Source organism: Klebsiella sp. JN_Kp122, assembly GCF_040062085.1.
Lineage (GTDB): Bacteria > Pseudomonadota > Gammaproteobacteria > Enterobacterales > Enterobacteriaceae > Klebsiella > Klebsiella aerogenes.
Window position 1 is genome coordinate 62,803 of sequence record NZ_JBEAHW010000023.1, and the last position, 26,972, is coordinate 89,774.

Annotated in this window: 26 protein-coding genes; 15 read left to right on the forward strand and 11 right to left on the reverse strand. The window is 57.2% G+C overall.

All coding sequences use genetic code 11. The annotated features are described in order from the left end of the window. Positions 1 to 22 precede the first annotated feature (22 nt). Entirely contained in the window at positions 23 to 688 is a 666-nt protein-coding gene (locus ABLU78_RS11075) for an HAD family hydrolase (protein WP_045388450.1), read from the forward strand. 57 nt (positions 689 to 745) lie between these two features. On the opposite strand, the gene phnE (ABLU78_RS11080) is transcribed toward ABLU78_RS11075, so the two are convergent. From phnE (ABLU78_RS11080) to phnC, 4 genes are all read right to left on the reverse strand, one after another. Beyond that, entirely contained in the window at positions 746 to 1,630 is an 885-nt protein-coding gene (gene phnE / locus ABLU78_RS11080) for a phosphonate ABC transporter, permease protein PhnE (RefSeq protein ID WP_045388453.1), read from the reverse strand. Beyond that, positions 1,627 to 2,499, reverse strand: coding sequence for a phosphonate ABC transporter, permease protein PhnE (gene phnE, locus ABLU78_RS11085; RefSeq protein WP_015368084.1), 873 nt, complete (start codon positions 2,497 to 2,499; stop codon positions 1,627 to 1,629). The genes phnE (ABLU78_RS11080) and phnE (ABLU78_RS11085) overlap by 4 nt, the downstream gene beginning before the upstream one ends. A gap of 69 nt (positions 2,500 to 2,568) precedes the next feature. Further along, positions 2,569 to 3,510: a phosphonate ABC transporter substrate-binding protein gene (phnD, locus tag ABLU78_RS11090; protein WP_015368085.1), complete on the reverse strand. Its 942-nt coding sequence runs from the start codon at positions 3,508 to 3,510 to the stop codon at positions 2,569 to 2,571. Between the two features lie 32 nt (positions 3,511 to 3,542). After that, complete coding sequence (phnC, locus tag ABLU78_RS11095) at positions 3,543 to 4,385, reverse strand: phosphonate ABC transporter ATP-binding protein (protein WP_048228404.1); 843 nt, start codon at positions 4,383 to 4,385, stop codon at positions 3,543 to 3,545. A gap of 804 nt (positions 4,386 to 5,189) precedes the next feature. Between phnC and ABLU78_RS11100 the strand changes: the two genes are divergently transcribed. From ABLU78_RS11100 to ABLU78_RS11125, 6 genes are read left to right on the forward strand one after another with little or no spacing between them, the layout of a single operon-like run. Then, positions 5,190 to 5,732 carry a helix-turn-helix transcriptional regulator gene (locus tag ABLU78_RS11100; RefSeq protein WP_015704518.1) on the forward strand — a complete coding sequence of 181 codons (543 nt, stop codon included), beginning with the start codon at positions 5,190 to 5,192 and terminating at the stop codon, positions 5,730 to 5,732. Positions 5,733 to 5,792: 60 nt separating this feature from the next. Beyond that, entirely contained in the window at positions 5,793 to 6,380 is a 588-nt protein-coding gene (locus tag ABLU78_RS11105) for a common pilus major fimbrillin subunit EcpA (protein ID WP_015704519.1), read from the forward strand. A gap of 57 nt (positions 6,381 to 6,437) precedes the next feature. Then, entirely contained in the window at positions 6,438 to 7,106 is a 669-nt protein-coding gene (locus ABLU78_RS11110) for a hypothetical protein (protein ID WP_015368090.1), read from the forward strand. A 25-nt stretch (positions 7,107 to 7,131) separates the two neighbouring features. Further along, positions 7,132 to 9,657, forward strand: coding sequence for a fimbrial biogenesis outer membrane usher protein (locus ABLU78_RS11115; protein ID WP_048228406.1), 2,526 nt, complete (start codon positions 7,132 to 7,134; stop codon positions 9,655 to 9,657). A gap of 13 nt (positions 9,658 to 9,670) precedes the next feature. Then, positions 9,671 to 11,290: a hypothetical protein gene (locus ABLU78_RS11120; protein WP_047052842.1), complete on the forward strand. Its 1,620-nt coding sequence runs from the start codon at positions 9,671 to 9,673 to the stop codon at positions 11,288 to 11,290. Further along, positions 11,259 to 11,954, forward strand: a complete 696-nt coding sequence (locus ABLU78_RS11125) for a fimbria/pilus periplasmic chaperone (RefSeq protein WP_015704522.1) — start codon at positions 11,259 to 11,261, stop codon at positions 11,952 to 11,954. Before ABLU78_RS11120 ends, ABLU78_RS11125 begins: the two co-directional genes overlap by 32 nt. A 17-nt stretch (positions 11,955 to 11,971) precedes the next feature. Here the strand turns inward: ABLU78_RS11125 and ABLU78_RS11130 are convergent, their stop codons facing one another. Together ABLU78_RS11130 and ABLU78_RS11135 are read right to left on the reverse strand one after the other, a co-directional pair. Further along, on the reverse strand, positions 11,972 to 13,153 hold the full coding sequence (locus tag ABLU78_RS11130) for an amidohydrolase (protein ID WP_045388467.1): 1,182 nt from the start codon (positions 13,151 to 13,153) through the stop codon (positions 11,972 to 11,974). Positions 13,154 to 13,164: 11 nt separating this feature from the next. Beyond that, complete coding sequence (locus ABLU78_RS11135) at positions 13,165 to 14,358, reverse strand: MFS transporter (RefSeq protein ID WP_048228407.1); 1,194 nt, start codon at positions 14,356 to 14,358, stop codon at positions 13,165 to 13,167. Positions 14,359 to 14,492: 134 nt separating this feature from the next. Here ABLU78_RS11135 and ABLU78_RS11140 point away from each other — a divergent pair, with 134 nt between their 5' ends. After that, entirely contained in the window at positions 14,493 to 15,401 is a 909-nt protein-coding gene (locus ABLU78_RS11140; protein WP_032707516.1) for a LysR substrate-binding domain-containing protein, read from the forward strand. Here ABLU78_RS11140 and ABLU78_RS11145 read toward each other — a convergent pair. The 4 genes from ABLU78_RS11145 to ABLU78_RS11160 are packed head-to-tail and all read right to left on the reverse strand — an operon-like array spanning position 15,361 to position 18,440. Next, positions 15,361 to 16,065, reverse strand: a complete 705-nt coding sequence (locus ABLU78_RS11145; RefSeq protein WP_045388475.1) for an amino acid ABC transporter permease — start codon at positions 16,063 to 16,065, stop codon at positions 15,361 to 15,363. The two genes, ABLU78_RS11140 and ABLU78_RS11145, sit on opposite strands and share 41 nt — an antisense overlap. Next, positions 16,055 to 16,807 (reverse strand): amino acid ABC transporter permease, encoded by a 753-nt coding sequence (locus tag ABLU78_RS11150; protein ID WP_162866943.1) that lies wholly within the window; start codon positions 16,805 to 16,807, stop codon positions 16,055 to 16,057. Before ABLU78_RS11150 ends, ABLU78_RS11145 begins: the two co-directional genes overlap by 11 nt. Continuing rightward, the gene (locus tag ABLU78_RS11155; RefSeq protein ID WP_032707519.1) at positions 16,804 to 17,622 is read right to left on the reverse strand and encodes an amino acid ABC transporter ATP-binding protein; all 819 of its coding nucleotides are present in this window, start codon (positions 17,620 to 17,622) and stop codon (positions 16,804 to 16,806) included. Before ABLU78_RS11155 ends, ABLU78_RS11150 begins: the two co-directional genes overlap by 4 nt. A gap of 5 nt (positions 17,623 to 17,627) precedes the next feature. Then, a complete protein-coding gene (locus ABLU78_RS11160; RefSeq protein ID WP_161799902.1) occupies positions 17,628 to 18,440 on the reverse strand; it encodes an ABC transporter substrate-binding protein in 813 nt (270 codons plus the stop codon). A gap of 277 nt (positions 18,441 to 18,717) precedes the next feature. Here ABLU78_RS11160 and ABLU78_RS11165 point away from each other — a divergent pair, with 277 nt between their 5' ends. The 7 genes from ABLU78_RS11165 to tauD all read left to right on the forward strand — a co-directional run bounded on the left by ABLU78_RS11165 (position 18,718) and on the right by tauD (position 25,089). Beyond that, positions 18,718 to 18,894, forward strand: a complete 177-nt coding sequence (locus tag ABLU78_RS11165; RefSeq protein WP_015368101.1) for a hypothetical protein — start codon at positions 18,718 to 18,720, stop codon at positions 18,892 to 18,894. Positions 18,895 to 19,124: 230 nt separating this feature from the next. Then, complete coding sequence (gene mmuP / locus ABLU78_RS11170) at positions 19,125 to 20,534, forward strand: S-methylmethionine permease (RefSeq protein WP_015704529.1); 1,410 nt, start codon at positions 19,125 to 19,127, stop codon at positions 20,532 to 20,534. Continuing rightward, complete coding sequence (gene mmuM, locus ABLU78_RS11175) at positions 20,521 to 21,453, forward strand: homocysteine S-methyltransferase (protein ID WP_015368104.1); 933 nt, start codon at positions 20,521 to 20,523, stop codon at positions 21,451 to 21,453. The genes mmuP and mmuM overlap by 14 nt, the downstream gene beginning before the upstream one ends. A 221-nt stretch (positions 21,454 to 21,674) precedes the next feature. After that, the gene (gene tauA, locus ABLU78_RS11180) at positions 21,675 to 22,637 is read left to right on the forward strand and encodes a taurine ABC transporter substrate-binding protein (protein ID WP_047042419.1); all 963 of its coding nucleotides are present in this window, start codon (positions 21,675 to 21,677) and stop codon (positions 22,635 to 22,637) included. A 12-nt stretch (positions 22,638 to 22,649) separates the two neighbouring features. Then, the gene (tauB, locus tag ABLU78_RS11185) at positions 22,650 to 23,417 is read left to right on the forward strand and encodes a taurine ABC transporter ATP-binding subunit (RefSeq protein WP_015368106.1); all 768 of its coding nucleotides are present in this window, start codon (positions 22,650 to 22,652) and stop codon (positions 23,415 to 23,417) included. Next, on the forward strand, positions 23,414 to 24,241 hold the full coding sequence (gene tauC / locus ABLU78_RS11190; protein WP_020079520.1) for a taurine ABC transporter permease TauC: 828 nt from the start codon (positions 23,414 to 23,416) through the stop codon (positions 24,239 to 24,241). The genes tauB and tauC overlap by 4 nt, the downstream gene beginning before the upstream one ends. Continuing rightward, complete coding sequence (gene tauD, locus ABLU78_RS11195; RefSeq protein ID WP_015704533.1) at positions 24,238 to 25,089, forward strand: taurine dioxygenase; 852 nt, start codon at positions 24,238 to 24,240, stop codon at positions 25,087 to 25,089. Before tauC ends, tauD begins: the two co-directional genes overlap by 4 nt. 4 nt (positions 25,090 to 25,093) lie before the next feature. Here tauD and ABLU78_RS11200 read toward each other — a convergent pair whose 3' ends face one another. Then, the gene (locus ABLU78_RS11200; RefSeq protein ID WP_048228410.1) at positions 25,094 to 26,794 is read right to left on the reverse strand and encodes a GNAT family N-acyltransferase; all 1,701 of its coding nucleotides are present in this window, start codon (positions 26,792 to 26,794) and stop codon (positions 25,094 to 25,096) included. Positions 26,795 to 26,972 lie beyond the last annotated feature (178 nt).

The following is a 26,972-nucleotide window of genomic DNA, read 5'->3' on the forward strand; positions in this document are numbered from 1 at the left end:
TACTGATTATGGAAAATGACCGATGTCTAATGCTGTGACGATTTTCGATCTGGATAACACCCTGATTAAAGGGGACAGTAGTACGCTGTGGAGCCAGTTTATGGTGCGCGAAGGCTGGGTGAGCGATCCGGAATATCTGGCGCGCGAGGCGCAGCTGATGGCGGATTACGACCGCGGGGAAATGAATATCGCCGATTATGTTGCGCTGATTCAGGCGCCGCTGATCGGCATCCCGCAGACGCAGGTGGATACGCTGGTGGCGCGGTTTGTGCGCGAAAAGGTGTTGCCGCGGGTCTACCCGCAGGCATGGGACGTTATTCGTACCTTACAGGCGCGAGGGGAAAAAATGTTGGTGATCTCCGCCTCGGTGACGCTGCTGGTGCAGGCGATAGCCGCCGAGCTGGGGATTGAACAGGCGTTGGGTATTGATGTTGAAATGGCGGATGGCGGCTACAGCGGTGTGATTGCCGGTACCCCGAGCTATCAGCAGGGTAAAGTGACGCGCCTTGCGCAGTGGCGCGAGGCGCATCCTGACTATACTGGCGAAGTCACTTTTTATACCGATTCGATAAACGACCTGCCCCTGTGCCTGCATGCGGATCGCGTGCGGTTGGTCAATCCCTGTCCGCAACTGCTGGCAGCCAACGCCCGGCACGGCTGGCCGGTGCTGGCGTGGCGCCTCGAATAAAAAGACGTTTTCCCTGATTGGTAACCCCGGTAAGCGTAGCGCCACCGGGGAGAGGGGTTATTGCTGACTTTGATACAACGGCACTACGCTGCCGCCGATGTAACGGCGGCGCAGCCAGGCGGAGAGGGTGTCCATCACCATGACCACCGCGACCAGCAACAGGGTAATAAACATCACCACATCCCAGTTCCACAAACGCATATTTTCCGCGTAAATGAGGCCAATCCCCCCCGCGCCGACAAAACCTAATACCGCGGCGGAACGGGTGTTGGATTCAATCTGATATAAACTCAGCGCCAGGAAAGTCGGGAACGACTGGGTGAAAATGCCGAAGCGGTGTTTCTGCAGACCATTAGCGCCGACGGCGGTGAGGCCGCGGCCCGGCGAACGGTCTACCGCCTCGTGGCCTTCAGCATACAGGCGGCCCAGCAGGCCGGTATCCTGCATAATAATCGCCAGTACCCCCGCCAGCGGCCCGAGCCCTACGGCGCGCACGAAAATCAGACCCCAGATAGCCATATCGATACCGCGCAGCATGTCAAACAAGCGGCGCATCAACACGGCGATAATGCCGGGAATCACGCCGCGCATAATATTGCGCGCCGCCAGGAATGACAGCAACAGCGCGATGACCGTCGCGGTAATCGTCCCGGCGAAGACGATGGCAAGCGTAATGGCGATTTGCGTGAAGTAATAGGCAAACGGCCAGTTCCAGAAGTCGTGCCAGACAAACATCCGCAGCAGATAGCGCCCCATCTGCTGTAGACCGGTCGCCAGTTGTTCGCTACTAATACCGAACTGCATAAAGAACCAGACGTAATAAAGTACGCTCGCCAGCGCCAGCAGGCCGACATAGCGCAGGTATCGCCCCTGGGTCTTATACAGCGCCTGATGCTGGCGGCGGCTGGCGGCGATATCCGGTTGATGTTGCCATTGGCTCATTTTTTCCCCTCCAGAACCCACTGGCGCAGGCGGCCGGAAAGCATATCCAGCAGCGACACCACAATAATGATCAGCAGCAGCGTCATGCTGACCTGATCGTAACGATCGAGCTTAATGTTGGTCATCAGCTCCTGGCCGATCCCGCCGGCCCCTACCAGGCCAAGAATGGTGGATGAGCGGAAGTTGATCTCAAGGCGCATAAAACCGTAGGAGAGAAAAATCGGTTTCACCTGCGGCCACAGGGCAAAGCGCACCTTCTGCAGCGCCGATGCCCCGCAGGCCGCCAGCCCGCGCACCGGTTTATCCTGCGCGCTTTCCACCGCTTCATAGAACAGTTTGGTCAGGCTGCCGACCGTATGCAGCATCAGCGCCAGAAAACCGGGGATCGCGCCGATACCGAACGCCATGACGAAAATGACCGCCCAGGCCAGCTCAGGCATGGTGCGTAAAAAGGCCACCAGCACGCGAACGGCGAAGCGTAGCGGCGCGGGTGACCAGGCATTATTGGCGGCGAGGAAAGCCAGTATTGTCGCTACCGCGACCGCCACCAGCGTGGAGGCCAGCGCCAGCTGCAGCGTCTCCCAAATCAGCGGTAGCTGAATTGGCAGGCGATAGCCCCAGTACGCCAGCGAGCCTTTGGTATGTGAATCGGCTAACAGAACGCCCGGATGCAGCGTCGGCAGCGTCTCGAACATATAGTCGAGAAAGTTTGGCAACGAGCGCCAGATAGTGGGCAGATTAAACTCGGCGGCGTGCCCGGCGGCAAAGTAGAGCGCCAGCAGCACCAACGACCAGCCGAAGGTATCGCGCTTTTGCCGTGTCCTGACCTGCTGGTAATAACGTTCAAATTCGGTATGGGTATTATTCATGCGGCGAAAAGGTCTTTAACGTAGCGCCGCCGTCCGCATTGCGTCGCGGACGGCGGCATCGGTGCGGGATTAACGCGCGCTAACCAGCTCGCGTTTCATATCGATGATCTGCTGGAAATCGGCCACGCTGCCCGGGCCGATGTGCTGAGTACCGCCCATCGCTTTCACGAAACAGGCGTGATCGTCGGTATCCAGTTTTTTAAGCGCGGTGACGACTTTGGCTTTGAAGTCCGCTGGCAGCGCATTGCTAACGAGGATCGGGCCGTTCGGGATCAGCGGCGATTGCCAGATAATCCGGATTTGCTTCATCAGATCCGGATGATCCATGCGAATCAGGCGATTGAAAGCGCCCACGCTGTAGCCGCTGTTGTAGTCGCCGACCATCGAGGTCCAGGTGACCGCGCCGGCAAACTGGCCGTTCAGCACGCCGAGAATGTCCTGTTCGTGGCCGCCGGAGAAGGTCACGCTGGAGAAGAAGTTATTGTATTTGTTATCCGCGTCGCCGCCGAATTTCTGTTTAAAGGCGTGGTTTGGAATTAAATAACCGGAAGTGGAATCCGGGTCGGCGAAGCCAAAAGCTTTGCCTTTTAAATCGTCCAGCGTTTTATACGGGCTGTCAGCTTTGACGATGACCACCGAGTGGTAGCCGCGGGATTGATCTTTATCGTCAACGGCGATACCGACAATATCGACGGCTTTCGGGTTATTGATATAGACCGAGGCATAAGAAGAAGGCGACATACTTAATACGACATCGACTTTCCCGCCCAGCAGTCCCTGAATGACGCCAGAATAATCGGATGAGTTACGTAATTTGGTATCGACCTTCAGCTCTTTATCAAGGAACTGTTTCACGCACTGGTTATCGCCAATTTGCTGCGTGGCGTTTTGACCGCCGAGGATCCCCAGATTTAATTCCTTCGGCTGTTCAGCGGCGCTCGCTTGCCACGTCAGTAACAGAGCTGCGATTGCTGCGGATAAACGAACTGCGCCATTAATGTGTTTGTTCATTATTTTGCCTGTGTGTTTTTAACTAAAGGAAATTAATGCAATTGGCTAATTTCATCGCCGTACAACCGATGCAGGACATCCTGAGTTAGCTGTGCCGGATGATCGTCGAAAATGATGCGGCCTTTGGCGACGCCAATGACCCGGGTGCAGTACTCTTTGACCAGTTCGACCGAATGCAGGTTGACCATCACGCTAATCCCCTGGTCGCTGATTTCCCGCAGTACATTCATGATGCGCTGGGTGTTTTTGGGATCGAGCGAGGCGACGGGTTCATCCGCCAGCAGGATCCCGGGGTTTTGCATCAGCGCACGGCAAATTGCTACGCGCTGCATCTGGCCGCCGGAGAGGTTTTCCGCCCGCTGTAGGGCGTGCGGCAACATGTTCATCCACTCGAGAAGGGAAATCGCGCGCGCCCGGTCGGCGTCGGGGAAAACCTTAAACAGCGACTTCAGGGTTGAGGTTTGACTCAGGCGGCCGAGCAGTACGTTAGTCAGCACATCAAGGCGCGGCACAAGGCAGAAGTCCTGGAAAATCATGCCGCATTCGCTGCGCCAGGCATTGAGCGCGCGTCCTTTCAGGCGTGAAACATCATGGGGCATACCCACTTCCGGAAAGCTGAGTATTTCACCGCCGGTGGCGCTATGAGTGCCGTTCAGGACATGCAGCAGTGTGGATTTCCCGGCTCCCGAGCGGCCAATCACGCCCACCCGCTCGCCGGCATGGAGGTCAAAGCTGATGTTATCGAGCACGGTTTGCTGCGCATTATAAGATTTACTCAGGTTGCGCACGCTTAAGACTTTCCGCTGCCGGGTTGGGGCGATGGGCGTAATTAGCGAAAATTCGGTTTCCGCCACCGCGGCAAGAGAGCTGTTCATAAGAGTGTCCTGGTTCGTCATAAACTGGTCACTATTAATCGCGTTTTGTGTGAACTTTCGATGACGGTAAGGCGAAAAAATAATGAAAGCGTGATGAAACGCTTACCTGCAAGGTAAAAGAAACATGCCAGCGGCAATCATAGCGTGATGGTCTACACTAATGAAAATGAGAGCAAATAAGAAAGAAATATGAGAACTAATCTCATTCTCTTAGATATCATTCTTTCATGGGACTAATAGTCCTCTGCAAGCGGTTTTTATGTTTATGTTTAGGCATTTTGTGCGGTGCTTAAAACCATTCACGCAGCTTATGATTGGGCGGATCGTCTTGTAAATGGCTATTTTGCGGTATTATCTTCTTACTTTTATGTGTTATTAAGATTTTTCGCAACTTCATTTATCTCATCCATTAAGAATATTCCTAATGAATTAGGGTTATGATCCTGGATGATATAATAATCGATTCGGATTGTAGGAATTTTCGATCAATAACCACATGAAATTAAATGTTTTTTGTTTTTGAGCAAAAAATAGGATTTCTGCAAAAAGCAAAAAATTGACATAAATGAGAATTAGCTTCACATCCTGCTTGTTGACACTTAATCAGAAAAAACCTAAATTTGAATCCAACAAAAAAATATAAATCGATAAATAATTTCGACATTATTAATGATTAAATAATGCCGCTGGTGTTTTATTATGACTAATTTAAACAGGGGTAATTTGCAGGTTTAATCTCTGCAGGCCTGGCTATCGGCGATGGGGTGAAAGGTAGTATTCCAGGATGAAGAGGATAAACAGTATATGGACGATCAATGCTCCCTTGATAAGTGTATTTGGCCAGCACATGATACTTATTTTTTAAAAGGCTTGTCGGAACTCATCTTAGATATTGAAGAACTTATTTATTTGTCACTGGATAAAATATGTAAGGACTTTTTGTTTATCAATCTGAGTACCAATGCATTAAATTACTTTATTCGCTATGACAACGACTGGTTAGCCAAGGCCAAGGGCAAACAAATCATTCTGATTGCCGCGAGAAAGTCAGAAGCGTTAGCCAATTATTGGTATTACAACGGTGATATTCGCGGCGTGGTGTATGTCGACCTCGCGCGCGATATAAGAAAAGATCTGGCCTATGTAATTAATGGTCGGTTTCTGCGTAAAGATATTAAGAAAGAAAAAATTACTGACCGGGAAATGACGGTGATCAGAATGACGGCCCAGGGAATGCATCCGAAATCTATAGCCAGAATTGAAAATTGCAGTGTGAAAACTATTTATACCCATCGGCGAAATGCTGAGGCCAAGCTGTATTCAAAAATTTATAAATTAGTTATGTAACGTTTATTTAGTGGTACACCGGGACGACTTGTCCTTAATTAAACTCAGGATGAAAAAGCTATGAAAAAAAAGGTTATTGCTATTGCTCTGGTAACGGCGTTTGCTGGAATGGGTGTTGCTCAGGCTGCTGATGTCACTGCTCAGGCCGTTGCTACCTGGTCTGCAACCGCGAAAAAAGACACCTCCAGCAAACTGGTTGTTACCCCGCTTGGCAGCCTGGCTTTCCAGTATGCCGAAGGGATTAAAGGCTTTAACTCACAAAAAGGTCTGTTTGATGTTGCTGTTGAAGGCGATACCACGGCGACTGCCTTCAAACTGACTTCACGTCTTATTACTAACACTCTGACTCAGCTGGATACCTCCGGCTCAACGCTGAGCGTGGGCGTGGATTATAACGGCGCCGCGGTAGAAAAGAGTGCTGACACCATCATGATCGACACCGCTAACGGCGTACTGGGCGGCAACCTCAGCGCGCTGTCTAACGGCTACAACACCGCAGGCCGCACCACCGCGCAGGACGGCTTTAACTTCTCCATCATCAGCGGTACCACCGACGGCACCACCGCGGTAACCGATTACAGCACGCTGCCGGAAGGGATCTGGAGCGGTGACGTGAGCGTGCAGTTCGACGCAACCTGGACCAGCTGATTTTCTCGTAGCACCGGGCAGGGGGAATACCCCTGCCTCTTCATGGACTGAACGCTTATGAAAAAACATCTTCTGGCCATTGGCCTGCTGCTGGGATTGGCGAATCCCGCGCTGGCGCTGGATGTCGGCGATATCTCTTCCTTTATGAACAGCGGCAGCAGCACGCTGAGTAAAGAGATTAAAAATACCACCGACAGCGGCCGCTTAATCAACATTCATCTGGAACGTCTCTCTTCACCGCTGGATGGCGGCAAAGTGATCCCGATGGATAAACAGGATGAAGTCCTGTTGACCCCCGCCAGCTTGTTATTGCCCGCAAAGGCCAGTGAAGTGGTGCGCTTTTTCTACAAAGGCCCGGCGGATGATAAAGAGCGCTACTACCGCATTGTCTGGTTCGATCAGGCCTTAAGCGATGCCCAGCGCAATGGCTCCCAGCGCAGCGCGGTGGCCACCGCTTCAGCCCGCATCGGCACCATTCTGGTGGTGGCGCCGCGTCAGGCTAATTTTCGCTACCAGTTTGCCGGCGACACACTGACCAATACCGGTAACGCCACCCTGCGCATCATCGCCTACGGCCCGTGTCTGAAAATCGCCGATGGCAAAGAGTGCAAAGAAAATTACTACCTGATGCCGGGGAAATCGCGTCGCTTCACGCGCGTCAATATTGCTGACAAAAAAGGACGGGTCGCGCTCTGGCAGGGCGAGCAGTTTGTTCCCGTGAAATAGACATGTGTGCTGATGGATTAAGACTATGCCTTTACGACGGATCACCCCTGGACTGAACGCGCTGCTTGCCTCCGGCATGGTTCTTTTGCTGGCGCCTTATAGCGACAGCATGGCCGCCGAGCGCGTGCAGCAAATCGGCGGCGTGATTATCCCGCAGGCTTTCAGCCAGGCTTTGCAGGACGGCATGAGCATTCCTCTGTTTATTCATCTTGAAGGCAGCCGCGATAATCAGAACGATCAGCGTATCGGCGCCGCGTATATCTGGCTTGATGGCGACGTGCTGCGGGTTCGGCAAATCACCCTTGAAGAGGGCGATGACAACGCTCGCGTCAGCGACGAGACACGTCAACAGCTCAGTCGTTTATCCAATGAGGCTTTCAACGACGCGCTGAAGATCCCCTTAACCGATGCTGCGCAGTTACAACTTAGTCTGCGCCAGTTGCTGTTGCAACTGGTGGTGAAACGTGAGGCGCTGGGAACCGTGCTGCGGTCGCGCAGCGAGGATATTGGCCAGTCGAGCGTTAAAAGTTTCAGTAATAACCTTACCTACAACCTCGGGGTCTACAACAACCAGATGCGTAGCGGTGGCAGTAATACCTCCAGCTATCTGTCACTCAATAGCGTTAGCGCGCTGCGCGAGCATCACGTGGTGCTCGACGGCTCGCTGTACGGCATCGGCACCAGCCACCAGGACAACGAACTGTATAAAGCGATGTACGAGCGCGACTTCGCCGGGCACCGTTTTGCCGGCGGAATGCTGGATACCTGGAACTTACAATCGCTGGGGCCGATGACCGCGATTTCGGCCGGTAAAATCTACGGCGCGTCGTGGGGCAACCAGGCCAGCTCGACGGTATTTGATAACAGCCAGTCGGCGACGCCGGTGGTGGCATTCTTACCGGCGGCAGGCGAGGTCCACCTGATGCGTGACGGGCGCCTGTTAAGCGTGCAGAACTTCGTCATGGGGAATCATGAAGTTGATACCCGAGGCCTGCCGTACGGTATTTACGACGTTGACGTCGAAGTTATCGTCAACGGACGAGTGGTCAGCAAACGCACCCAACGCGTCAACAAGCTGTTTACTCGCGGACGCGGCGTGGGCGCGCCGCTGGCCTGGCAAATCTGGGGCGGCAGTTTCCATATGGACCGCTGGTCGGAAAGCGGTAAAAAGACGCAGCCGGCGAAAGAGAGCTGGCTGGCGGGGGCATCGGCTTCCGGATCGTTGAGCACGCTCAGTTGGGCGGCCACCGGCTACGGTTATGATAACAATGCCGTCGGCGAAACGCGCATCACGCTGCCGCTGACCGAGGCGGTGAATATCAACCTGCAAAACATGCTGGCCAGCGACAGCTCCTGGAGCAGCATCGGCAGCGTCAGCGCCACCTTACCCGGCGGCTTTAGCTCGCTGTGGATTAACCAGGAAAAGACCGTTATCGGCGATAAGCTGCGCCGCAGCGATGCCGACAACCGGGCGATCGGCGGCACGCTGAACCTGAACGCCCTGTGGTCAAAACTAGGCACTTTTAGCATCAGCTACAACGATGACCGCCGCTACAACAGCCATTACTACACGGCGGATTATTACCAGACGATTTATAGCGGCTCTTTTGGCTCGCTAGGCCTGCGCGCGGGCTTACAGCGTTATAACAACGGCGATAGCAACGCCAACACCGGGAAATATATCGCCCTCGATTTATCACTGCCGCTGGGCAACTGGTTCAGCGCCGGGATGACCCATCAGAACGGCTATACCATGGCCAACATTTCGGCGCGTAAGCAGTTTAATGAAGGGGCGATTCGAACCGTCGGCGCCAATATTTCGCGGGCGATTTCCGGCGATACCGGCGACGACAAAACCTTAAGCGGCGGCGCTTATACGCAGTTCGAAACGCGCTACACCAACGGCACGCTGAACGTCAACAGCGGCGCCGACGGCTACGTGAACACCAACCTGACCGCCAGCGGCAGCGTCGGCTGGCAGGGGAAAAATATCGCCGCCAGCGGGCGAACCGACGGCAACGCCGGAGTGATCTTCAATACCGGGCTGGAAGACGACGGCAAGCTCAGCGCTAAGGTTAACGGGCGCATCGTGCAGCTCAGCGGTAAACGCAACTACCTGCCGCTGTCGCCGTACAGCCGCTATGAAGTCGAACTGCAGAACAGTAAAAACTCGATCGACAGCTACGACATTGTCAGCGGTCGTAAGAGTCACCTGACGCTTTATCCCGGTAACGTGGCGGTGATCGAGCCGGAAGTGAAGCAAATGGTCACCGTCTCCGGGCGCATCCGCGCCGAAGACGGCACGCTGCTGGCGAACGCGCGCATTAATAACCATATCGGGCGCACCCGCACCGATGAGAACGGTGAATTTGTCATGGATGTCGATAAAAAATATCCCACCATTGATTTTAGCTACGGCGGAAATAAAACCTGTGAAGTGGCGCTGGAGCTCAGCCAGGCGCGCGGCGCGGTGTGGGTAGGGGACGTAGTATGCAGCGGTCTCTCTTCATGGGCGGCGGTGCAGCAGACAGGAGAAGGTAATGAAAGCTAAGTGGCTAGCTCTGATGGTAGCGATGCTCGCGGAACTGTCGATATCGCAAACTTATGCCGCGATCTCGAAAACCACCTGGAGCGATGCGCCAGCGCGCGAATTCGTCTTCGTTGAAAACAACTCTGATGATAACTTCTTCGTCACCCCTGGCGGCGCGTTGGATCCGCGTATGACCGGTGCAAACCGCTGGACGGGTTTAAAATACAACGGATCAGGCACGATTTATCAGCAGAGCCTGGGTTATATCGATAACGGCTATAACACCGGGCTCAATGCAAACTGGAAGTTCGACATGTGGCTGGAAAATTCCCCGGTATCCCATCCGCTGCTGGGGCTACGCTGTATTAACTGGTATGGCGGCTGCGATATGGCGACCAGCCTGATTCAGCCGCAGACTACCGACGCTAGCGGTTTTTATGGCGCGACGGTAACCAGCGGCGGCGCTAAGTGGATGCACGGCATGATGTCTGATGCTTTCTATCAGTATCTACAACAGATGCCGGTTGGCGGTAGCTTTACGATGACCATTAATGCCTGTCAGACATCCGTGGCTTACGATGCAAGCCTCGGCCAGCGCTGTAAAGATCAGGCATCAGGTAACTGGTACGTCCGTAACGTTACTCACACCAAAGCGGCGAATCTCAGGCTCATCAACACCCACTCTCTGGCAGAAGTATTTATTAACAGCGATGGCGTACCGACGCTGGGCGAAGGCAATGCCGATTGCCAGACGCAGACTATTGGTAGCCGTGCGGGTTTAAGCTGCAAAATGGTCAACTATAATTTGCAAACCAATGGCTTGAGCAATACCTCGATACATATCTTCCCGGCAATCGCTAACTCATCGCTGGCGTCGGCCGTCGGGGCGTACGATATGCAGTTCAGTCTCAACGGCAGCTCGTGGAAACCGGTGAGCAATACGGCTTATTACTACACGTTCAACGAAATGAAGAGTTCGGATGCGATCTACGTCTTTTTCTCGAGCAACTTCTTTAAGCAGATGGTGGCGTTGGGTATAAGCGACATTAACACTAAAGATTTGTTTAACTTCCGTTTTCAGAATACGACTTCACCAGAGTCAGGTTGGTATGAGTTTTCTACTTCGAATACGTTAATTATCAAACCGCGTGATTTCAGCATCAGCATTATCTCCGATGAGTACACTTCGGCGCCGTCACGTGAGGGTTACGTCGGCAGCGGCGAACCGGCGCTGGATTTCGGCTACATCGTCACCACCAGCGGCAAAACCGCCGCCGATGAGGTGTTGATTAAAGTTACCGGCCCGTCACAGGCGATTAGCGGGCGCTCGTATTGCCTGTTCAGCTCGGCGGACGGTACCGCGCAGGTGCCATTCCCGGCGTCGCTCTCTTTCATTACCCAAAGCGGGGCGACGAAAAGTTACGACGCCGGCTGCGACAATAGCTGGCACGACATGACCGATGCGCTATGGCTGACCACGCCGTGGACTGATATTTCCGGCGATGTGGGGCAGATGGATAAAACAACGGTGCGCTTTTCGATTGCCATGGACGATCCTATCTCGCTGCGCACCATCACCGACAACGGCTGGTTTGGCGAGGTCAGCGCTTCAGGAGAGATTCATGTCCAGGCGACGTGGCGTAACATTAATTAAGCTGACGCTGGCGAGCCTGTGGCTGCTGGCCGCGCCGCTGGCGCAGGCGATTTCTGTCGGTAATCTGACCTTTTCGCTGGCCTCTGACGCTGAGTTTGCGGCGAAAAGGGTGATTAACAACAATAAAAGCGCGCGGCTATATCGGGTGTCGGTGGTGGGTATCGACCGGCCCGGCGGCCATGAGGTTCGTGCCCGCCCGGCGGACGGCGAACTGCTGTTCGCCCCGCGCCAGCTGACGCTGCAGGCGGGTGAAAGCGAATATTTTAAGTTCTATTATCACGGGCCGAAGGATAACCGCGAACGCTACTATCGGGTCTCGTTTCGTGAAATTCCCACCCGCAACCTGGTGATGCGCGCCCCGGCGGGCGGGCAGATCAGCATGGAGCCGGTGGTGGTGATGGATACCATTCTGGTGGTACGCCCGCGGCAGGTTCAGTTTAAATGGGCGTTCGATAAAGCGGCGGGGAGCGTCAGTAATACCGGCAATACCTGGTTTAAGCTGCTGATAAAACCGGGATGCGACACCACGGAAGAGGAGGGTGACGCCTGGTATCTGCGCCCCGGCGATGTCGTTCGCCAGCCGTCGCTGCGTAAGCCCGGCAACCACTACATTATCTATAACGAGAAATTTATTAAAATCAGCAATGATTGCCCGGTGAAATAGCCGGGCAATCGCCTGAATTATTCCTCGTTCAGCAACTCACTCACCAGCGCGATATGGGTCTTAATGCCGACCGCCAGCGCATCTTCGTCGATGCGAAAATGCGGGTTGTGCACGTTCCACGTCGCCCCTTTTTGCGCATTGCCGCAGCCGATAAACAGAAAGGTACCGGGGATTTTCTCCTGGTAGGAGGAGAAATCCTCGCTGCCGAATAGCGCCTTATCCTGCAGCTGCAGCGTACCTGCCGGGAAATGGCGGGCTATGGCTTCGCGGGCGATATGATTGGTGGCGTCGTGGTTGTTGCCCACCGCATAGCCCTGCTGCCATTTAATCTCGTAGCTGGCGCCGTGGGCGGCGGTGATGCCGTCGATAATCCGTGCCATCAGCGGCGGTACCGCCTCGCGCACCTGCTGGCTATGGGTACGCAGCGTCCCGGCCAGCCGCGCGCTGTCGGGGATCACGTTATAGCTATCGCCGGCCTGAAAAGTGGCGATAGTCAGCACCGGCGCGTTGCCCGGATCGATATTGCGGGCGACGATCTGCTGCAGCGCGCCGACCACTTCCGCGCCGATGGTCACCGGATCGATACAGTGCTGTGGCATCGAACCGTGGCCGCCTTTGCCGCGAATGGTGATATCAAAGTTATCGCTGGAGGCGACGTACACACCCTCTTTCAGGGTTATCACGCCAACCGGGCTGGTGGGGAAAACATGCAGGCCGAAAATATGTTCGACGTCGTCAACCACGCCCAGTTCAACCAGCTCACGTGCGCCGCCCGGCGGCACCTCTTCCGCAGGCTGGAAGATGAATTTAATGCTGCCGTGCAGCTGTTCGCGAAGCTGGCACAAGACTTTCGCCGCCCCCATCAGCATCGCGGTATGCGCGTCGTGACCGCAGGCGTGCATTACGCCGGGCTTCGTTGAGCAGAATGCTTCACCGCTCTCTTCCTGTAGCGGCAGGGCATCGATATCGGCGCGCAGCGCCCACATTGGCCCAGGATGCGCGCCGCGCAGTACGGCAATCACGCTATTTTCCAGCGGGCGGCTTATCTCTAGACCGGCAAACGGCGCCAGCTCGCGGGCGATATAATCGGCGGTCGGCTTCTCGTTAAACGACAGATCCGGATGGGCGTGGATATGCCGACGCCAGCGCAGCGCTTCCTCGGCCGCGGCGGAAATGAATTGTTCAGTGGCGTGTTGCATCAGTGACTCCTTCAATCAATAACGGGCTGACTGACGACGGTTTTACGTTTCATGAGCGGCAGCACCGCCAGCGCGGAGCAAACCATCGCCAGTGAAAGAAACAGGAAAGCGCTGGCGTAACCGTGGGTTTTCTCCACCAGATAGCCAATGACGATCGGCGAGACAAAGCCGCCGAGGGTACCACCGGTATTAATCAGACCGATGGCCGAGCCCATCATATTTTCCGGCAGGCGCTTCATCGGCAGGGTAAAGGCGGTGACGAAGGTCGACATCAGGAAAATTTCGCCGATAAACAGCAGCAGGCTGGCGATAAGCGGCGTCCGGGCGTGGAAGATGGCGAAGATCGCCACGGCGCTGATTAGCGCGCTGATGGCAATCACCAGCGGTTCGCGATTAAGAAAATATTTGCCCACCAGCCAGCCGGTACCGAGCGATGAGATCCAGATCCCCAGCCCCCCCGCGGCCACCACGTAGCCGGATGCAGAAAGCGACATTCCCATACTCTGAACAAAAAACTTCGGCAGCCAGGCCATCAGGCCATAGCTGGGAATATTGACGCAAAAGATAGCCAGAAAGAGCAGGATTACCGTGGGGTTACGCCACAGGGCGGCGCCGGCGGCGCTCTGTTTCGCGACCACCGCCGTCGGTTGCCGGCGCGGCACGCGCAGGGCGATCAGCAGGGCGATGGCGCAGGCCACGATCCCCAGTACGGTGAACGACAGATGCCAGCCGAGCTGCGCCAGTGCGTTAACGGCGATAATCGGCCCAATGGTCATCGCCAGTCCCGCTGACGACAGCAATATCGATTGGGCGAAGGTACGTTGTTCCAGAGTGAAGTTGCTTACCACCGCCTTGGCGCAGGAGCAGGGATAGCCTGAATGGCCGACGCCTGACAGAAAGCGGAACAGCAGCAGCAGGCCGAAGCTCGCTCCCAGCAGGCCAAAGCACAGCGCGAATATCCCCAGCGCCGCCAGCGACAGCACGAGCATCGTTTTGTAGCCAATGCGATCGTTAAGCCAGCCCGCCGGCACCTGAAACAGCGAATAGGCGAGAAAAAAGATGCCGGTAATGTAGCCCAGTTGTTCGGCGTTGAGCCCGAACTCCTTTTCGATAGGCAGCAGCGCGAAGCCGGTGACGGTTTTGTCGATATAAACGACCACGTAGCCGATAAACAGTAAGAAGATCATCTGAGACTGACTTTTCATTTTTTTCCGCCCGGTGTCTCATGGTTGCATGTGTTGTCGTGGGGGAATCCCCTACTGCATCCTCAGGCTTTACCCGCGCGGCGGGAAGATATAATTTTTCTATAGGTGATGCTTTTTTCTGATAGGGGTGAGCGGTGAAATATCTTCCCAAATTAAACCAGCTGCAGGCGCTACGGCAGGTGGCGCGTAGCGGCAGCATCCGCTCGGCGGCGCGTGAACTGGGGCAATCGCAGCCGGCGCTGAGCCGGACATTACGTGAGCTGGAGCAAATCCTCGGTACGCAACTTTTTCTGCGCAGTAAAGAAGGCGTCGCCCTGACCGAAGCGGGAATCGCTTTCTTACAGCGCGCGGAGTGGGTGCTGGAGGAGCTGCGGCGCGCGGCGGATGAGGTGGAACAGATTAACCATGTCACCCACGGTCGGCTGACGGTCGGCTTTTCGTCGTTGATTGCCCTGACGGTATTTCCTCAAGTGGCCGAAGGGTTTAAGCAGGCGCTGCCGCAGGTGCAGATGACGGTGAAAGAGGGGCAGCTTTCGTCGCTGCTGCCGGGCGTCCGCAGCGGAGAGATAGACTTGGCGATCGGATCGGTCGACCCGATGCATCCGCCGGAAGGGGTGATGCTGGAACCGCTGTTTACCGCGCCGTTCTGTGTCATCGCGCGCAAGGGGCATCCGCTGGCGCACGAGAGCGATCTGCTGGCGCTGCGTAAAGCCCGCTGGCTGCTGCCGGTGTCGCCGATGGGCTACTACCAGCAGTTACAAAACGAGCTGATTCACTTTTATCGCCAGGTGTCGATTACCCCGCTGCGCACCGACTCGGTCATTGTCGGTTTGCAGATGGTACTGGAATCCGATTATTTGACCATCGTCGCGCGCGCCATGAACCAGCCGCTGCAGCTTGGCGAAAAGCTGGTCACGCTGCCGGTATCCACGCTCCCGGCGGCGCAGTATTGCGCGGTGTGGTCGCAAAAATCGGCGCTCACCGCCAATGCCCGGCTGTTTCTCAATCGACTGCGAAGCGCCTGTCAGCGCTACGCCTGGTAAAACGGCGGCTCGCCAGCTGGCTGAGGGCGCAGCACAGTAAATAGTAAACCGCGCCGGTAAAGACGAATATCGCCAGCGGGTAGATTTGCACCCGGTTATTGACCTGCCCGGCGACGGTAGTGAGTTCAGGCACGTTGACGATAAACGCCAGCGAGGTGTCCTTCAGCAGGCCGATAAAAATGCCGACCAGCGACGGCTGGACGTTGCGCAGCGCCTGCGGCAGCATGATTAAGCGTAGCGTCTGGCCAGGAGTGAAGCCCTGCGTCAGCGCCGCTTCATGCTGGCCGCCGGGCAGGGCGCGCAGCCCCGCCAGCACCGAGTGCATCACCGAGGCGGCGGTGAACCACGCCAGCGCCAGGGTGACCGTTACCGCGCCCGGCAGATCGCCGCCGGTCAGCATCGGCAGCAGATACCACAGCCAGAAAATAACGAAGATCAGCGGGATACCGCGAATAATTTCCGCCCACAGGAATAGCAGACGACGGACCGCTCCGCCGTAGCGCCAGGCGGCGCAGGCTAGCAGAATACCGCCCGGTAGCGCCAGCGCGGTCGCGCCGATGGCCATCAGTAAGGTGAGCGCCACGCCGCCGGGTTGGCCTTCCGCCAGCCGTCCCCACAGCAGATAATCAAGGTTGTCGGCGATCACCGCGAGGTTAGCGTTCATGTTGTGCGCTCCGTGGCTGACGATATCCTGGACCGAAGCGCGTCAGCGCCAGTCCCATAACGATCCCTAGCGCAAGATATAGTGCGGTGCCGACAGCAAAGGCCTCCAGCGCATGGGCGTTATAGCTCTCGATTTGCCGTACCTGGTAGGTGAGCTCGGCGAAGCCAATACCGCTGGCCAGCGAAGAGAGTTTCATCAGATTCAGGTACTGGCCGACAATCGGCTGCCAGGCGTTGGCCAGCCCCTGCGGCAGCAGAATAAAACGTAATTCCCCCCACGGGCTAAATCCCTGCGACAGCGCCGCTTCGCGCTGGCCGTGGCTCACGGCGCGCAACCCGGCGGCAATCTCTTCCACCAGAAATGCCGAGGTAAATACGCCGAGCCCCCACATTGAGCAGAGAAATTCCGGCGTCAGCCACCAGACGTCGCCCGGTAGAATCGACCAGCTATGGGAGTCGTTGATAAAATCGCGCGCCGCCAGCGGCAGCAGGTTCCAGGCGGCGAAGTACCAGAACAGCAGTTGGACCAATAGCGGCGTATTGCGAAACAGCGATACCCACGCCGCCACCAGCCAGCGGCCGGGGCGTCCGCCGCCGAGACGCAGCGCCAGCAGTAGCAGCGCCAGCGCGGTGGCCAGCAGTATCCCGGCCACGCTGACCCAGACGGTAGTGAGAAAACCGGAGATAATCCACTGCAGCGGCTGCCCGCTGAGCACGCCATGCCAGTCGAGAATCGCCATCACTCAACGCTCTCCTGATGTAGCGGGTCGAGTACCTTCTGCAGAAAACGGCGGGTACGCGCATGCTGCGGGCGGGCGAAAAATTCCGCCGGCGGCGCGGTTTCGAGGATTTCGCCACCGTCGATAAACACCACCCGATCGGCGATTTCGCGGGCAAACTGCATCTCGTGAGTGACCACCACCATGGTGATACCGCTGTGGGCCAGGGCTTTCATCACCTGCAGCACTTCGCCGATCATCTCCGGATCCAGCGCCGAGGTTGGTTCATCAAACAGGATGATTTGCGGCGAGGAGGCAAGGGCGCGGGCGATGGCGACGCGCTGCTGTTGGCCGCCGGAGAGCTGAGCGGGCATCTGCCGCGCTTTATCCGTGAGGCCGACCTGGGTGAGTAATTCCAGCGCCCGCTTTTGGGCGGCATCGTGTTGCCAGCCGTGCACGCGCTCCAGCGCGAGGGTAATATTCTCCTGCGCCGTCAGGTGAGCGTAGAGATTGAACTGCTGAAAAACGAAGCCGACCCGGCTGCGCAATTGGCGCAGCGCGCTGCCGGTCAGGCGGCGGGTCGGTTTGCCATCGATGAGGATCTCGCCGCCGCTTAAGGATTCAAGCTGGTTGATCAGGCGGATCAGCGTTGATTTACCCGATCCTGATGGCCCGAGGATCGCCACCACTTCGCCGGGATTGACCGTTAAATTAACGCCGTTTAGTACCTGATGATCGCCGTAGCGTTTAACCACGTCGCGAAAGGTAATACTGGCCTGCTGCAGATGCGAGAAATCCGCGGCCGAAGCCGCGGAGCGTGAAAATAAGGCGGAAAACATCAGGGTTATTTCGCTTCTATGGTAAAGGCGCGCGGCTGCGGAGAGGCGGTGCCAGGGCCAAACCAGGTGTCGTAGATTTTCGCCGCCTGGCCGGATTTTTCCAGCTTAACCAGCTCGTCGTTCACCGCTTTCAGCAGCGCCGGCTCGCCTTTTTTCACACCGACGCCAATCTCTTCTTTGCTCAGCAAATCCGGCAGAATTTTAAAGTTGGCTTTATCCGGCGCGCCCGCCAGCAGCCCGGCGAGAATGGTGCTGTCCTGGGTTATCGCCTGCACGTTGCCGTTTCGCAGGGCGGTCAGCGCCAATGGAATATCGTCATAGGAGAGCACCCGCGACTGCGGGAAGCGCTGGTGCAGCGCCTGTTCGCCGGTGGTGCCTTTTACCGCGCCGATGCGCGCTTTGCTGTAGTCATCCAGTTTATCCGGCGACTTAGCCGGAACCAGGAACTGCTGGCCGGTCACAAAGTAGGGCGTTGAGAAATCAATGACCTGCGCACGCTCCGGGGTAATGGTGATATCGGCGACGATCAGGTCGGCCTTACCGGACTGCAGCAGAGGAATACGGTTAGCCGGGTTAGTGGCCACCAGCTCAAGCTTGACGCCAAGAGATTTCGCCAGCGCCTGCGCGAAATCGACGTCGTAACCCACCAGTTGATGGGTTTTGGCATCCACGGAACCAAACGGCGGGTTAGCGTCGAAGGTGGCGACCTTCACCACCCCGGCGGCTTTGATATCGGCTAACTGGTCGGCCTGAACCTGGGCGGTCAGCAGCAGCGCGCCCAGCGCAAAAGCGATTTTGGTATAAGTTTTATGCATCATCATTCCCCTGAATCCCTGTTTTGTTTTGTGTTTATCACGCTCCCACAAAAGCGCCTCGTCCGGCAAAGAAGAAAAAATTCTTATCTATAACCAAAATCTCTTAATAAAAATGGGGATATTGCTGTTAATCAAATCGCTTTTACAGGAAGGGGTTAGTCACCGAAGCGCAGCGGCGAATATGCATCTTCCAGGATTACAAATTCGGAATTGATATTTCCCGCCCGTCGGCGATTGTGGTTGAAATAACAACAACGCAAACCCGACCGATGGAGGAGAAATGAAAGTAGCGCTGTGGCAACGGATTACCGGCTGGCTGGCTTTTTTATCTAACGGAGAAGCCGGGCAGCAAGATGGTCAACGGATGATGGAGGCGATCTTGCCGGTCGCCAGCCTGTATGGCGTGGATCTCGGCAACGTGGAAACCCGGTGGTTTCGCCATGACAAAACATACTGAGCGGCGCTGGACGCGCGAAGCCTACTGGAACGAGGTGTGCTCTGTGTAGCCGAAGGCTGCTTGCGGTTGCGGTAAAAAGGAGAGGCTCCGCAGCCCAAGCAGCTTTAAACCCAGGCTCCTACGCCTGTTCGCCCTGTTTTTTTCCCATCCCCGTTTTGCAATTTCCCCGCCGTCACGGTATAAATGACCTTCATTTGGATGTTTAGACGTCCATACATAAAGAAGGCAATATGCAAACAACATCACAACAACAAGGTGGGCAACTTAAGCGCACCATGAAAACGCGCCACCTGATTATGCTCTCGCTGGGCGGCGTCATTGGCACAGGGTTATTCTTCAATACCGGCTATATTATCTCGACCACCGGCGCGGCGGGCACGCTACTGGCGTATCTGATCGGCGCGCTGGTGGTCTGGCTGGTGATGCAGTGTCTTGGCGAACTGTCAGTGGCGATGCCGGAAACCGGCGCCTTTCACGTGTATGCCGCGCGTTATCTCGGCCCGGCGACCGGCTATACCGTGGCGTGGCTCTACTGGCTGACCTGGACCGTGGCGCTCGGCTCGAGCTTTACCGCCGCCGGATTCTGTATGCAGTACTGGTTCCCGCAGGTGCCGGTGTGGGTCTGGTGCGTGATTTTCTGCGCGGTGATTTTCGCCCTGAATGTTATCTCTACCCGCTTCTTTGCCGAAGGCGAATTTTGGTTCTCGCTGGTCAAAGTGATCACCATCCTTGCTTTTATTATTCTCGGCGGCGCGGCCATCTTCGGCTTTATTCCGCTGACCGACGGTTCACCGGCGCCGGGGCTGCATAACATCACCGCCGAAGGCTGGTTCCCTCATGGCGGCCTGCCGATCCTGATGACTATGGTGGCGGTGAACTTCGCTTTCTCGGGCACCGAACTTATCGGCATCGCCGCCGGCGAGACGCAAAACCCGCATCAGGTGATTCCGGTCGCAATCCGCACCACTATTGCCCGGCTGATTATTTTCTTTATTGGCACCGTTTTCGTGCTCGCGGCGCTGATCCCGATGCAGCAGGCGGGGGTGGAAAAAAGCCCGTTCGTACTGGTGTTTGAAAAGGTCGGCATTCCTTATGCGGCGGATATTTTTAACTTTGTGATCCTGACCGCGATTTTGTCGGCGGCCAACTCCGGCCTGTATGCCTCCGGACGGATGCTGTGGTCGCTATCAAATGAGAAGACGTTGCCAGCCTGCTTTGCCAAAGTGAATAAACGCGGCGTGCCGCTAACCGCGCTGTCGGTGAGCATGCTGGGCGGCGTGCTGGCGCTGTTTTCCAGCGTAGTCGCGCCGGATACGGTGTTTGTTGCGCTGTCGGCGATTTCCGGTTTTGCGGTGGTCGCGGTATGGCTGAGCATCTGCGCGTCGCATTTTGTCTTCCGCCGCCGCCATCTGCAACAGGGCAAAGCGTTAAGCGAGCTGCACTATCGCGCGCCGTGGTATCCGCTGGTGCCGGTGCTGGGGTTTGTCCTCTGCCTGGTGGCCTGCGTGGGGCTGGCCTTTGACCCAAGCCAGAGTATTGCGCTGTGGTGCGGGATCCCGTTCGTCGCGCTGTGTTATGGTGCTTACTATCTGACTCGTACACGGAAATTAACTCAGGAGCCGCAACATGCCGCAGAATAATCCGCTAACCGCAATCCTTGAAACGCAACCGTTCGTGCTGCTGGATGGCGCGATGGCGACGGAGCTGGAAGCGCGCGGCTGCAATCTGGCCGATAGTTTATGGTCGGCGAAGGTACTGCTGGAGAATCCGCAGCTGATCCGCGATGTGCATCTCGACTATTTCCGCGCTGGCGCACAGGTGGCGATCACCGCCAGCTATCAGGCAACGCCGGCAGGCTTTGCCGCCCGCGGGCTGGATGAGGCGCAGTCGAAGGCGCTGATAGGTAAAAGCGTCGAGCTGGCGCGTAAAGCCCGCGAGGCGTATCTGGCGGAAAACCCGCAGGCGGGAACGTTGCTGGTGGCCGGGTCGGTCGGGCCGTATGGCGCGTATCTGGCGGATGGTTCTGAGTATCGCGGCGATTATCAGCGCAGCGCGGAGGCGTTTCAGGCGTTCCACCGCCCGCGTGTCGAAGCGCTGCTGGATGCCGGGGCGGATCTGCTGGCCTGTGAAACGTTGCCGTCGTTTGCCGAAATCACGGCGCTGGCGGCGCTGCTGCGTGACTACCCGCGCGCCCGCGCCTGGTTCTCGTTGACCCTGCGCGACGCCGAACATCTCAGTGACGGCACGCCGCTGCGCGAGGTTGTTGCGGTATTGGCCGATAATCCCCAGGTGCTGGCGCTGGGGATTAACTGTATCGCGCTGGAAAATACCACCGCCGCGCTGCAGCATCTGCACAGCCTGACGTCGCTGCCGCTGGTGGTCTATCCTAACTCCGGCGAGCACTATGATGCGCTGACCAAGACCTGGCATCATCACGGTGAAGCCTGCGCGACGCTTGCGGCCTATTTGCCGCAGTGGCTGGCGGCTGGCGCCAGGCTGATTGGCGGCTGTTGTCGCACCACGCCGCAGGATATCGCCGCGCTGGCGGCGGGCCGCTAACACCTGTATTTCTTGCCCCCCGGATGGCGGCGCTCCGCGCCTGATCCGGGCTACCAGTACCGCGAGCCGGGGGAACCCATTTCTTTAATCCCTGTTTTTAACTATCTAATCCCGCTTTTCTTCTAAAAACGATTCGCTATTAGGCAGAATTTTTAATTACTTCATCTCCACGCTGATGCCGGAAATACTGCACCCATAACAACTAAGGGGAAGCAGACACTATGGCATTCACATCGCGAATTACTCTTCTGGCGGCGCTGGCTTTCGCTGCCTTCCAGGCGCAGGCGGTTAACGTCACCGTCGCCTATCAAACCTCCGCCGAACCGGCGAAAGTCGCCCAGGCGGATAACACCTTCGCCAAAGCCAGCGGCGCCACCGTTGACTGGCGTAAATTCGACAGCGGCTCCAGCATCGTACGCGCGCTGGCCTCAGGCGATGTGCAAATCGGCAACCTCGGTTCCAGCCCGCTGGCGGTGGCCGCCACTCAGCAAGTACCGATTGAAGTGTTCCTGCTGGCCTCAAAGCTTGGGAATTCCGAAGCGCTGGTGGTGAAAAAAGATATCACTAAGCCGGAAGATCTGATTGGCAAACGCATTGCGGTACCGTTTATTTCGACCACCCACTACAGCCTGCTTTCCGCGCTGAAACATTGGGGAATCAAACCGGGCCAGGTGCAGATTATCAACCTGCAGCCGCCGGCGATTATTGCCGCCTGGCAGCGCGGCGATATCGATGGCGCTTACGTGTGGGCGCCAGCCGTTAACGAACTGGAAAAAGAGGGCAAGGTGCTGACCGACTCCGCGCAGGTGGGGCAATGGGGCGCGCCGACGCTGGATGTCTGGGTCGTACGTAAAGACTTTGCCGAGCAGCATCCGGAAATCGTGAAAGCTTTCGCCAAAAGCGCCATCGACGCGCAGCAGCCCTATATCGCCAACCCGGATGCGTGGCTGAAGCAGCCGGAAAATCTCAGCAAGCTGTCGCGACTGAGCGGCGTGCCGGAGGCGGATGTGCCGGTGTTAGTCAAAGGCAATACCTATCTTACCGCCGCCCAGCAGGCGCAGGAGCTTAACGGCCCGGTGAACCAGGCGATTATCGATACCGCGAAATTCCTCAAAGAGCAGGGCAAAGTGCCGGCCGCAGGAACCGATTATAGCCAGTTCGTTACCGACCGTTTCGTGAAATAAAAGGAGGCTCTGATGCTGCAAATCTCGCATCTTTCCGCTGATTATGGCGGTAAACCAGCGCTGGCGGATATCAACCTGACGCTGGACAGCGGCGAACTGCTGGTGGTGCTGGGCCCCTCCGGCTGCGGCAAAACCACGCTGCTGAACCTGATTGCCGGATTCGTGCCTTACCAGCACGGCAGCATCACTCTCGAAGGCCGTCGCATCGACGGGCCGGGCGCCGATCGCGGCGTGGTGTTTCAAAATGAAGGTCTGCTGCCGTGGCGCAACGTGCTGGATAACGTCGCGCTGGGATTACAGCTGGCGGGAGTTGAAAAGACCCGACGCCGGGAAATCGCCGCGCAAATGTTGAAAAAAGTCGGCCTGCAGGGGGCGGAAAAGCGCTTTATCTGGCAGCTTTCCGGCGGCCAGCGCCAGCGTGTCGGTATTGCGCGCGCGCTGGCGGCGGATCCGCAGCTTCTGCTGCTGGATGAGCCCTTCGGCGCGCTGGATGCCTTTACTCGCGAGCAAATGCAAACCCTGCTGCTGCGCCTGTGGCATGAAACCGGCAAGCAGGTGCTGTTGATTACCCACGATATCGAAGAAGCGGTATTTATGGCCAGCGAGCTGGTGCTGCTGTCTCCGGGGCCGGGGCGGGTGCAGGAACGCCTGCCGCTGGAGTTTGGCCGCCGTTTTGTCGCCGGTGAATCCTGCCGCAGCATTAAATCGGATCCGCAATTTATCGCCCAGCGCGAATATGTGCTTAGCAGGGTGTTCGAACAACGGGAGGCTTTCTCATGAGCGTGGTCCTCAATGATAAACCGCGCCAGCGCGCGCTGAAATGGCGCTGGCCGCTTTCACGGCAGCTGACCCTTAGCGTAGCGACGCTGGCAGTATTGCTGGCTATCTGGTGGGCGGTGACCGCGTTGCAGCTGATTAGCCCGTTGTTTTTACCCTCGCCGTGGCAGGTATTGCAGAAGCTACTGACCATTGCCGGGCCGCAAGGCTTTATGGACGCGACCCTGTGGCAGCATCTGGCGGCGAGCCTGACGCGTATCGCCATCGCGCTGGTACTGGCGGCGATCGTTGGCGTACCGGTGGGCATCGCCATGGGATTGAGCCCAACGGTACGCGGGATCCTCGACCCGCTGATCGAACTGTATCGTCCGGTACCGCCGCTGGCGTGGCTGCCGCTGGTGATCATCTGGTTCGGCATTGGCGAAACGCCGAAAATCTTACTGATCTATCTGGCTATTTTCGCTCCGGTAGTGATGTCGACGCTGGCGGGGGTTAAAAGCGCGCAGCAGGTCCGCGTTCGCGCCGCACAGTCTTTAGGGGCCAGTCGCGCTCAGGTGCTGTGGCTGGTGATCCTGCCGGGCGCGCTGCCGGAAATTCTTACCGGCCTGCGCATTGGCCTTGGCGTCGGTTGGTCGACGCTGGTGGCGGCGGAGCTGATTGCCGCCACTCGCGGCTTAGGTTTTATGGTGCAATCCGCCGGTGAATTCCTGGCGACCGATGTGGTGTTAGCCGGGATCGCGGTGATTGCGATAATCGCATTTGTTCTGGAACTGGGACTGCGCGCGTTGCAGCGCCGCCTGACGCCCTGGCATGGAGAAGTACAATGAGTGAACGTCTGAGCATTACCCCGTTGGGACCGTATATTGGCGCGCAGGTGGCCGGAGCCGATTTGACCCGTCCGTTAAGCGACAATCAGTTTGAGCAGCTATACCACGCGGTGCTGCGCCATCAGGTGGTGTTCTTGCGCGAGCAAAATATCACCCCGCAACAGCAGCGCGATCTGGCGTTACGTTTTGGCGATTTGCATATCCATCCGGTCTATCCGCATGCGCCGGGCGTGGATGAAATTATCGTGCTGGATACCCATAACGATAATCCGCCGGACAACGATAACTGGCATACCGACGTGACCTTTATCGATACGCCGCCGGCGGGGGCGATTCTGGCGGCGAAGGAGTTACCTTCTACCGGCGGCGATACCCTGTGGACCAGCGGTATTGCCGCCTGGGAAGCGCTCTCTGAACCGTTTCGCCAGCTGTTGAGCGGGTTACGCGCGGAGCACGATTTCCGCAAATCGTTCCAGGAGTACAAGTACAACAAGACGGAAGCGGAGCATCAGCGCTGGCGCGAGGCGGTGGCGAAGAACCCGCCGCTATTGCACCCGGTGGTACGTACCCATCCGGTAACCGGTAAGCAGGCGCTGTTTGTCAATGAAGGGTTTACCACCCGCATTGTGGATGTCAGCGAGAAAGAGAGCGAGGCGCTGCTGAATTTCCTGTTTGCTCACGTCACAAAACCGGAATTCCAGGTGCGCTGGCGCTGGCAGCCGAACGATGTGGCGATTTGGGATAACCGGGTGACGCAGCATTACGCTAACGCCGACTATCTGCCGCAGCGGCGCATCATGCACCGCGCGACAATTCTTGGCGATAAGCCGTTCTACCGGGCGGGATAAACGGCTAGAGATGCGCGCCGATGTAGCGCTGGTAGCGGTTGGCTTTCAGGTAGGTTAAATCCACCAGTACCAGCCCATCGACGCAGTGATTAAAGTCCGGGTCGCTGCCGAAATCGATAAACTGCACGCCGCCCGGCTCGCACACTTCCGAGTACTGTTTATACAGCGGCGGGATGCCGCAGCCGAGGTTGCCGAGCAGGGACTTCAGCCGCGTCAGGTCTTCGGTGTAATCCTCGCCGCCAAACTGCGCCAGCACCTCGGGTAGCGAAGCTGGGTAGGGGCGACGGGATTTGGCCAGCGGATGCGTCGCCGGAAACCATAAGCGGTAGAAGGCAACCAGCAAATCGCGGGCATCTGGCGGCAAGCCGCCGGAAATCGAGACTGGGCCAAAAAGATAGCGATAGTGCGGATTACGCGCCAGCCAGGCGCCGATGCCTGACCAGAGATAATCCAGCCCGCGGCGTCCCCAGTAGCGCGGCTGAATGAAGCTGCGCCCCAGTTCAATCCCGTGCTGCAGAATATCGTCCATCCGCGCGTCGTAGTGGAACAGGCTGTAGCTGTAGATGCCCTCCAGTCCCCGTTTCTCCAGTTGTATGGCGGTAGGCATAAAACGGTAGGCGCCGACGATCTCCAGATCCTCTTCATCCCATAAAATCAGGTGCAGATAGTCATCATCGTAGCTATCAATATCGCGGCGTTTGCCGCTGCCTTCGCCGACCGCCCGGAAGGCGATCTCCCGCAGACGGCCCAGTTCGCGCAGCAGCGGCGCCTCTTCCTGGCCGTTGCGCTGCCACAGATAAATCAGCTTACCGTCCGCGGTTTTGCCCAGACATTCGGTTTTTGCCAGCTCACGTTTGAGCAGCGCGCGGTCTTCCGGGCGGGCGATCGCACTTTCGCTTTTAAACAGGCCGGGGTGTCCTTTACCGAGGAGCTCGACGTGGCGGTAGCAGCGGTCCGCCAGTTCGCGGGCGGAAAGCGGCGGCTGATGCCACGATGACCACGCGATTTGCTGGCCAATGCGTAACGGCAAGCTGCTATCGCGGCGGCGAAACATCTGCTGCATTAATAGCAGCAGCGGCAGATTCTCGGAGAGCAGGGTGCTGGCGTAGAACAGCGGGCTGTTGTGGGCGCGGATCCACGCCGGCAGCAGCGGCGCGCGGTATTTTGCCGCCAGCTTGATGAAGCCGGGATGCCATTTTTTATCACGGATGCCGCGGCGGGTCAGACGCGAGACTTCCCCCGCCGGGAAGAAGATCAGCACGCCACCCTGCTGAAGCTGTTGGTCCATCTGCTGCAGCGCCGCTTTGGCGGTACGGCCGTTGATATTATCCACCGGAATAAACAGCGAGCTCAGCGGTTCAAGATGGGTCAGCATGCGGTTAGTGACGACTTTGACATCGCGCCGCACGCGGGAGACAGCATAGAGCAGAGCGAGACCATCGAGCGTGCCGGTCGGATGGTTGGCGATAATCACCAGCGGGCCATGTTCGGGGATTTGTTCGAGGTCATGCGCCGGAATAGCGCAACGGATATTGAGATGTTCGAGGACCTGTTCGACCGTATCCAGTCCTTTCAGGTGACGATGGCGGGCGGCAAATTGCTGGAACTCTTCTTCATGCAGAAGCTTTTTCAACACCTTTTTCTGCCAGGGGGCGGGCCTCGCTTGAGGCCACAGGTCATCGAGAACGTTGTCGAGACTAAACATAGTGACTCCTCCTCTGTCCTGCCCAGACAGTAGAAGGCGCAGATGTCGTTCAGATTACAATTCGGTGAAGATTCGGTCTCAGCAGGTGAGGTTTCCCGGATAGCGGCTCACGCCTTATCCGGGCTACGGTTTGGCATTTGGTTGGTAGCCCCGGTAAGCGTCAGCGCCACCGGGGAGG

Bases quoted from the DNA above. Each gene is read 5' to 3' on its own strand.
- ABLU78_RS11075 (WP_045388450.1), top strand. From the start codon at position 23: ATGTCTAATGCTGTGACGATTTTCGATCTGGATAACACCCTGATTAAA.
- phnE (WP_045388453.1), bottom strand. From the start codon at position 1,630: ATGAGCCAATGGCAACATCAACCGGATATCGCCGCCAGCCGCCGCCAG.
- phnE (WP_015368084.1), bottom strand. From the start codon at position 2,499: ATGAATAATACCCATACCGAATTTGAACGTTATTACCAGCAGGTCAGG.
- phnD (WP_015368085.1), bottom strand. From the start codon at position 3,510: ATGAACAAACACATTAATGGCGCAGTTCGTTTATCCGCAGCAATCGCA.
- phnC (WP_048228404.1), bottom strand. From the start codon at position 4,385: ATGAACAGCTCTCTTGCCGCGGTGGCGGAAACCGAATTTTCGCTAATT.
- ABLU78_RS11100 (WP_015704518.1), top strand. From the start codon at position 5,190: ATGGACGATCAATGCTCCCTTGATAAGTGTATTTGGCCAGCACATGAT.
- ABLU78_RS11105 (WP_015704519.1), top strand. From the start codon at position 5,793: ATGAAAAAAAAGGTTATTGCTATTGCTCTGGTAACGGCGTTTGCTGGA.
- ABLU78_RS11110 (WP_015368090.1), top strand. From the start codon at position 6,438: ATGAAAAAACATCTTCTGGCCATTGGCCTGCTGCTGGGATTGGCGAAT.
- ABLU78_RS11115 (WP_048228406.1), top strand. From the start codon at position 7,132: ATGCCTTTACGACGGATCACCCCTGGACTGAACGCGCTGCTTGCCTCC.
- ABLU78_RS11120 (WP_047052842.1), top strand. From the start codon at position 9,671: ATGGTAGCGATGCTCGCGGAACTGTCGATATCGCAAACTTATGCCGCG.
- ABLU78_RS11125 (WP_015704522.1), top strand. From the start codon at position 11,259: ATGTCCAGGCGACGTGGCGTAACATTAATTAAGCTGACGCTGGCGAGC.
- ABLU78_RS11130 (WP_045388467.1), bottom strand. From the start codon at position 13,153: ATGCAACACGCCACTGAACAATTCATTTCCGCCGCGGCCGAGGAAGCG.
- ABLU78_RS11135 (WP_048228407.1), bottom strand. From the start codon at position 14,358: ATGAAAAGTCAGTCTCAGATGATCTTCTTACTGTTTATCGGCTACGTG.
- ABLU78_RS11145 (WP_045388475.1), bottom strand. From the start codon at position 16,065: ATGAACGCTAACCTCGCGGTGATCGCCGACAACCTTGATTATCTGCTG.
- ABLU78_RS11155 (WP_032707519.1), bottom strand. From the start codon at position 17,622: ATGTTTTCCGCCTTATTTTCACGCTCCGCGGCTTCGGCCGCGGATTTC.
- ABLU78_RS11160 (WP_161799902.1), bottom strand. From the start codon at position 18,440: ATGATGCATAAAACTTATACCAAAATCGCTTTTGCGCTGGGCGCGCTG.
- ABLU78_RS11165 (WP_015368101.1), top strand. From the start codon at position 18,718: ATGAAAGTAGCGCTGTGGCAACGGATTACCGGCTGGCTGGCTTTTTTA.
- mmuP (WP_015704529.1), top strand. From the start codon at position 19,125: ATGCAAACAACATCACAACAACAAGGTGGGCAACTTAAGCGCACCATG.
- mmuM (WP_015368104.1), top strand. From the start codon at position 20,521: ATGCCGCAGAATAATCCGCTAACCGCAATCCTTGAAACGCAACCGTTC.
- tauA (WP_047042419.1), top strand. From the start codon at position 21,675: ATGGCATTCACATCGCGAATTACTCTTCTGGCGGCGCTGGCTTTCGCT.
- tauB (WP_015368106.1), top strand. From the start codon at position 22,650: ATGCTGCAAATCTCGCATCTTTCCGCTGATTATGGCGGTAAACCAGCG.
- tauC (WP_020079520.1), top strand. From the start codon at position 23,414: ATGAGCGTGGTCCTCAATGATAAACCGCGCCAGCGCGCGCTGAAATGG.
- tauD (WP_015704533.1), top strand. From the start codon at position 24,238: ATGAGTGAACGTCTGAGCATTACCCCGTTGGGACCGTATATTGGCGCG.
- ABLU78_RS11200 (WP_048228410.1), bottom strand. From the start codon at position 26,794: ATGTTTAGTCTCGACAACGTTCTCGATGACCTGTGGCCTCAAGCGAGG.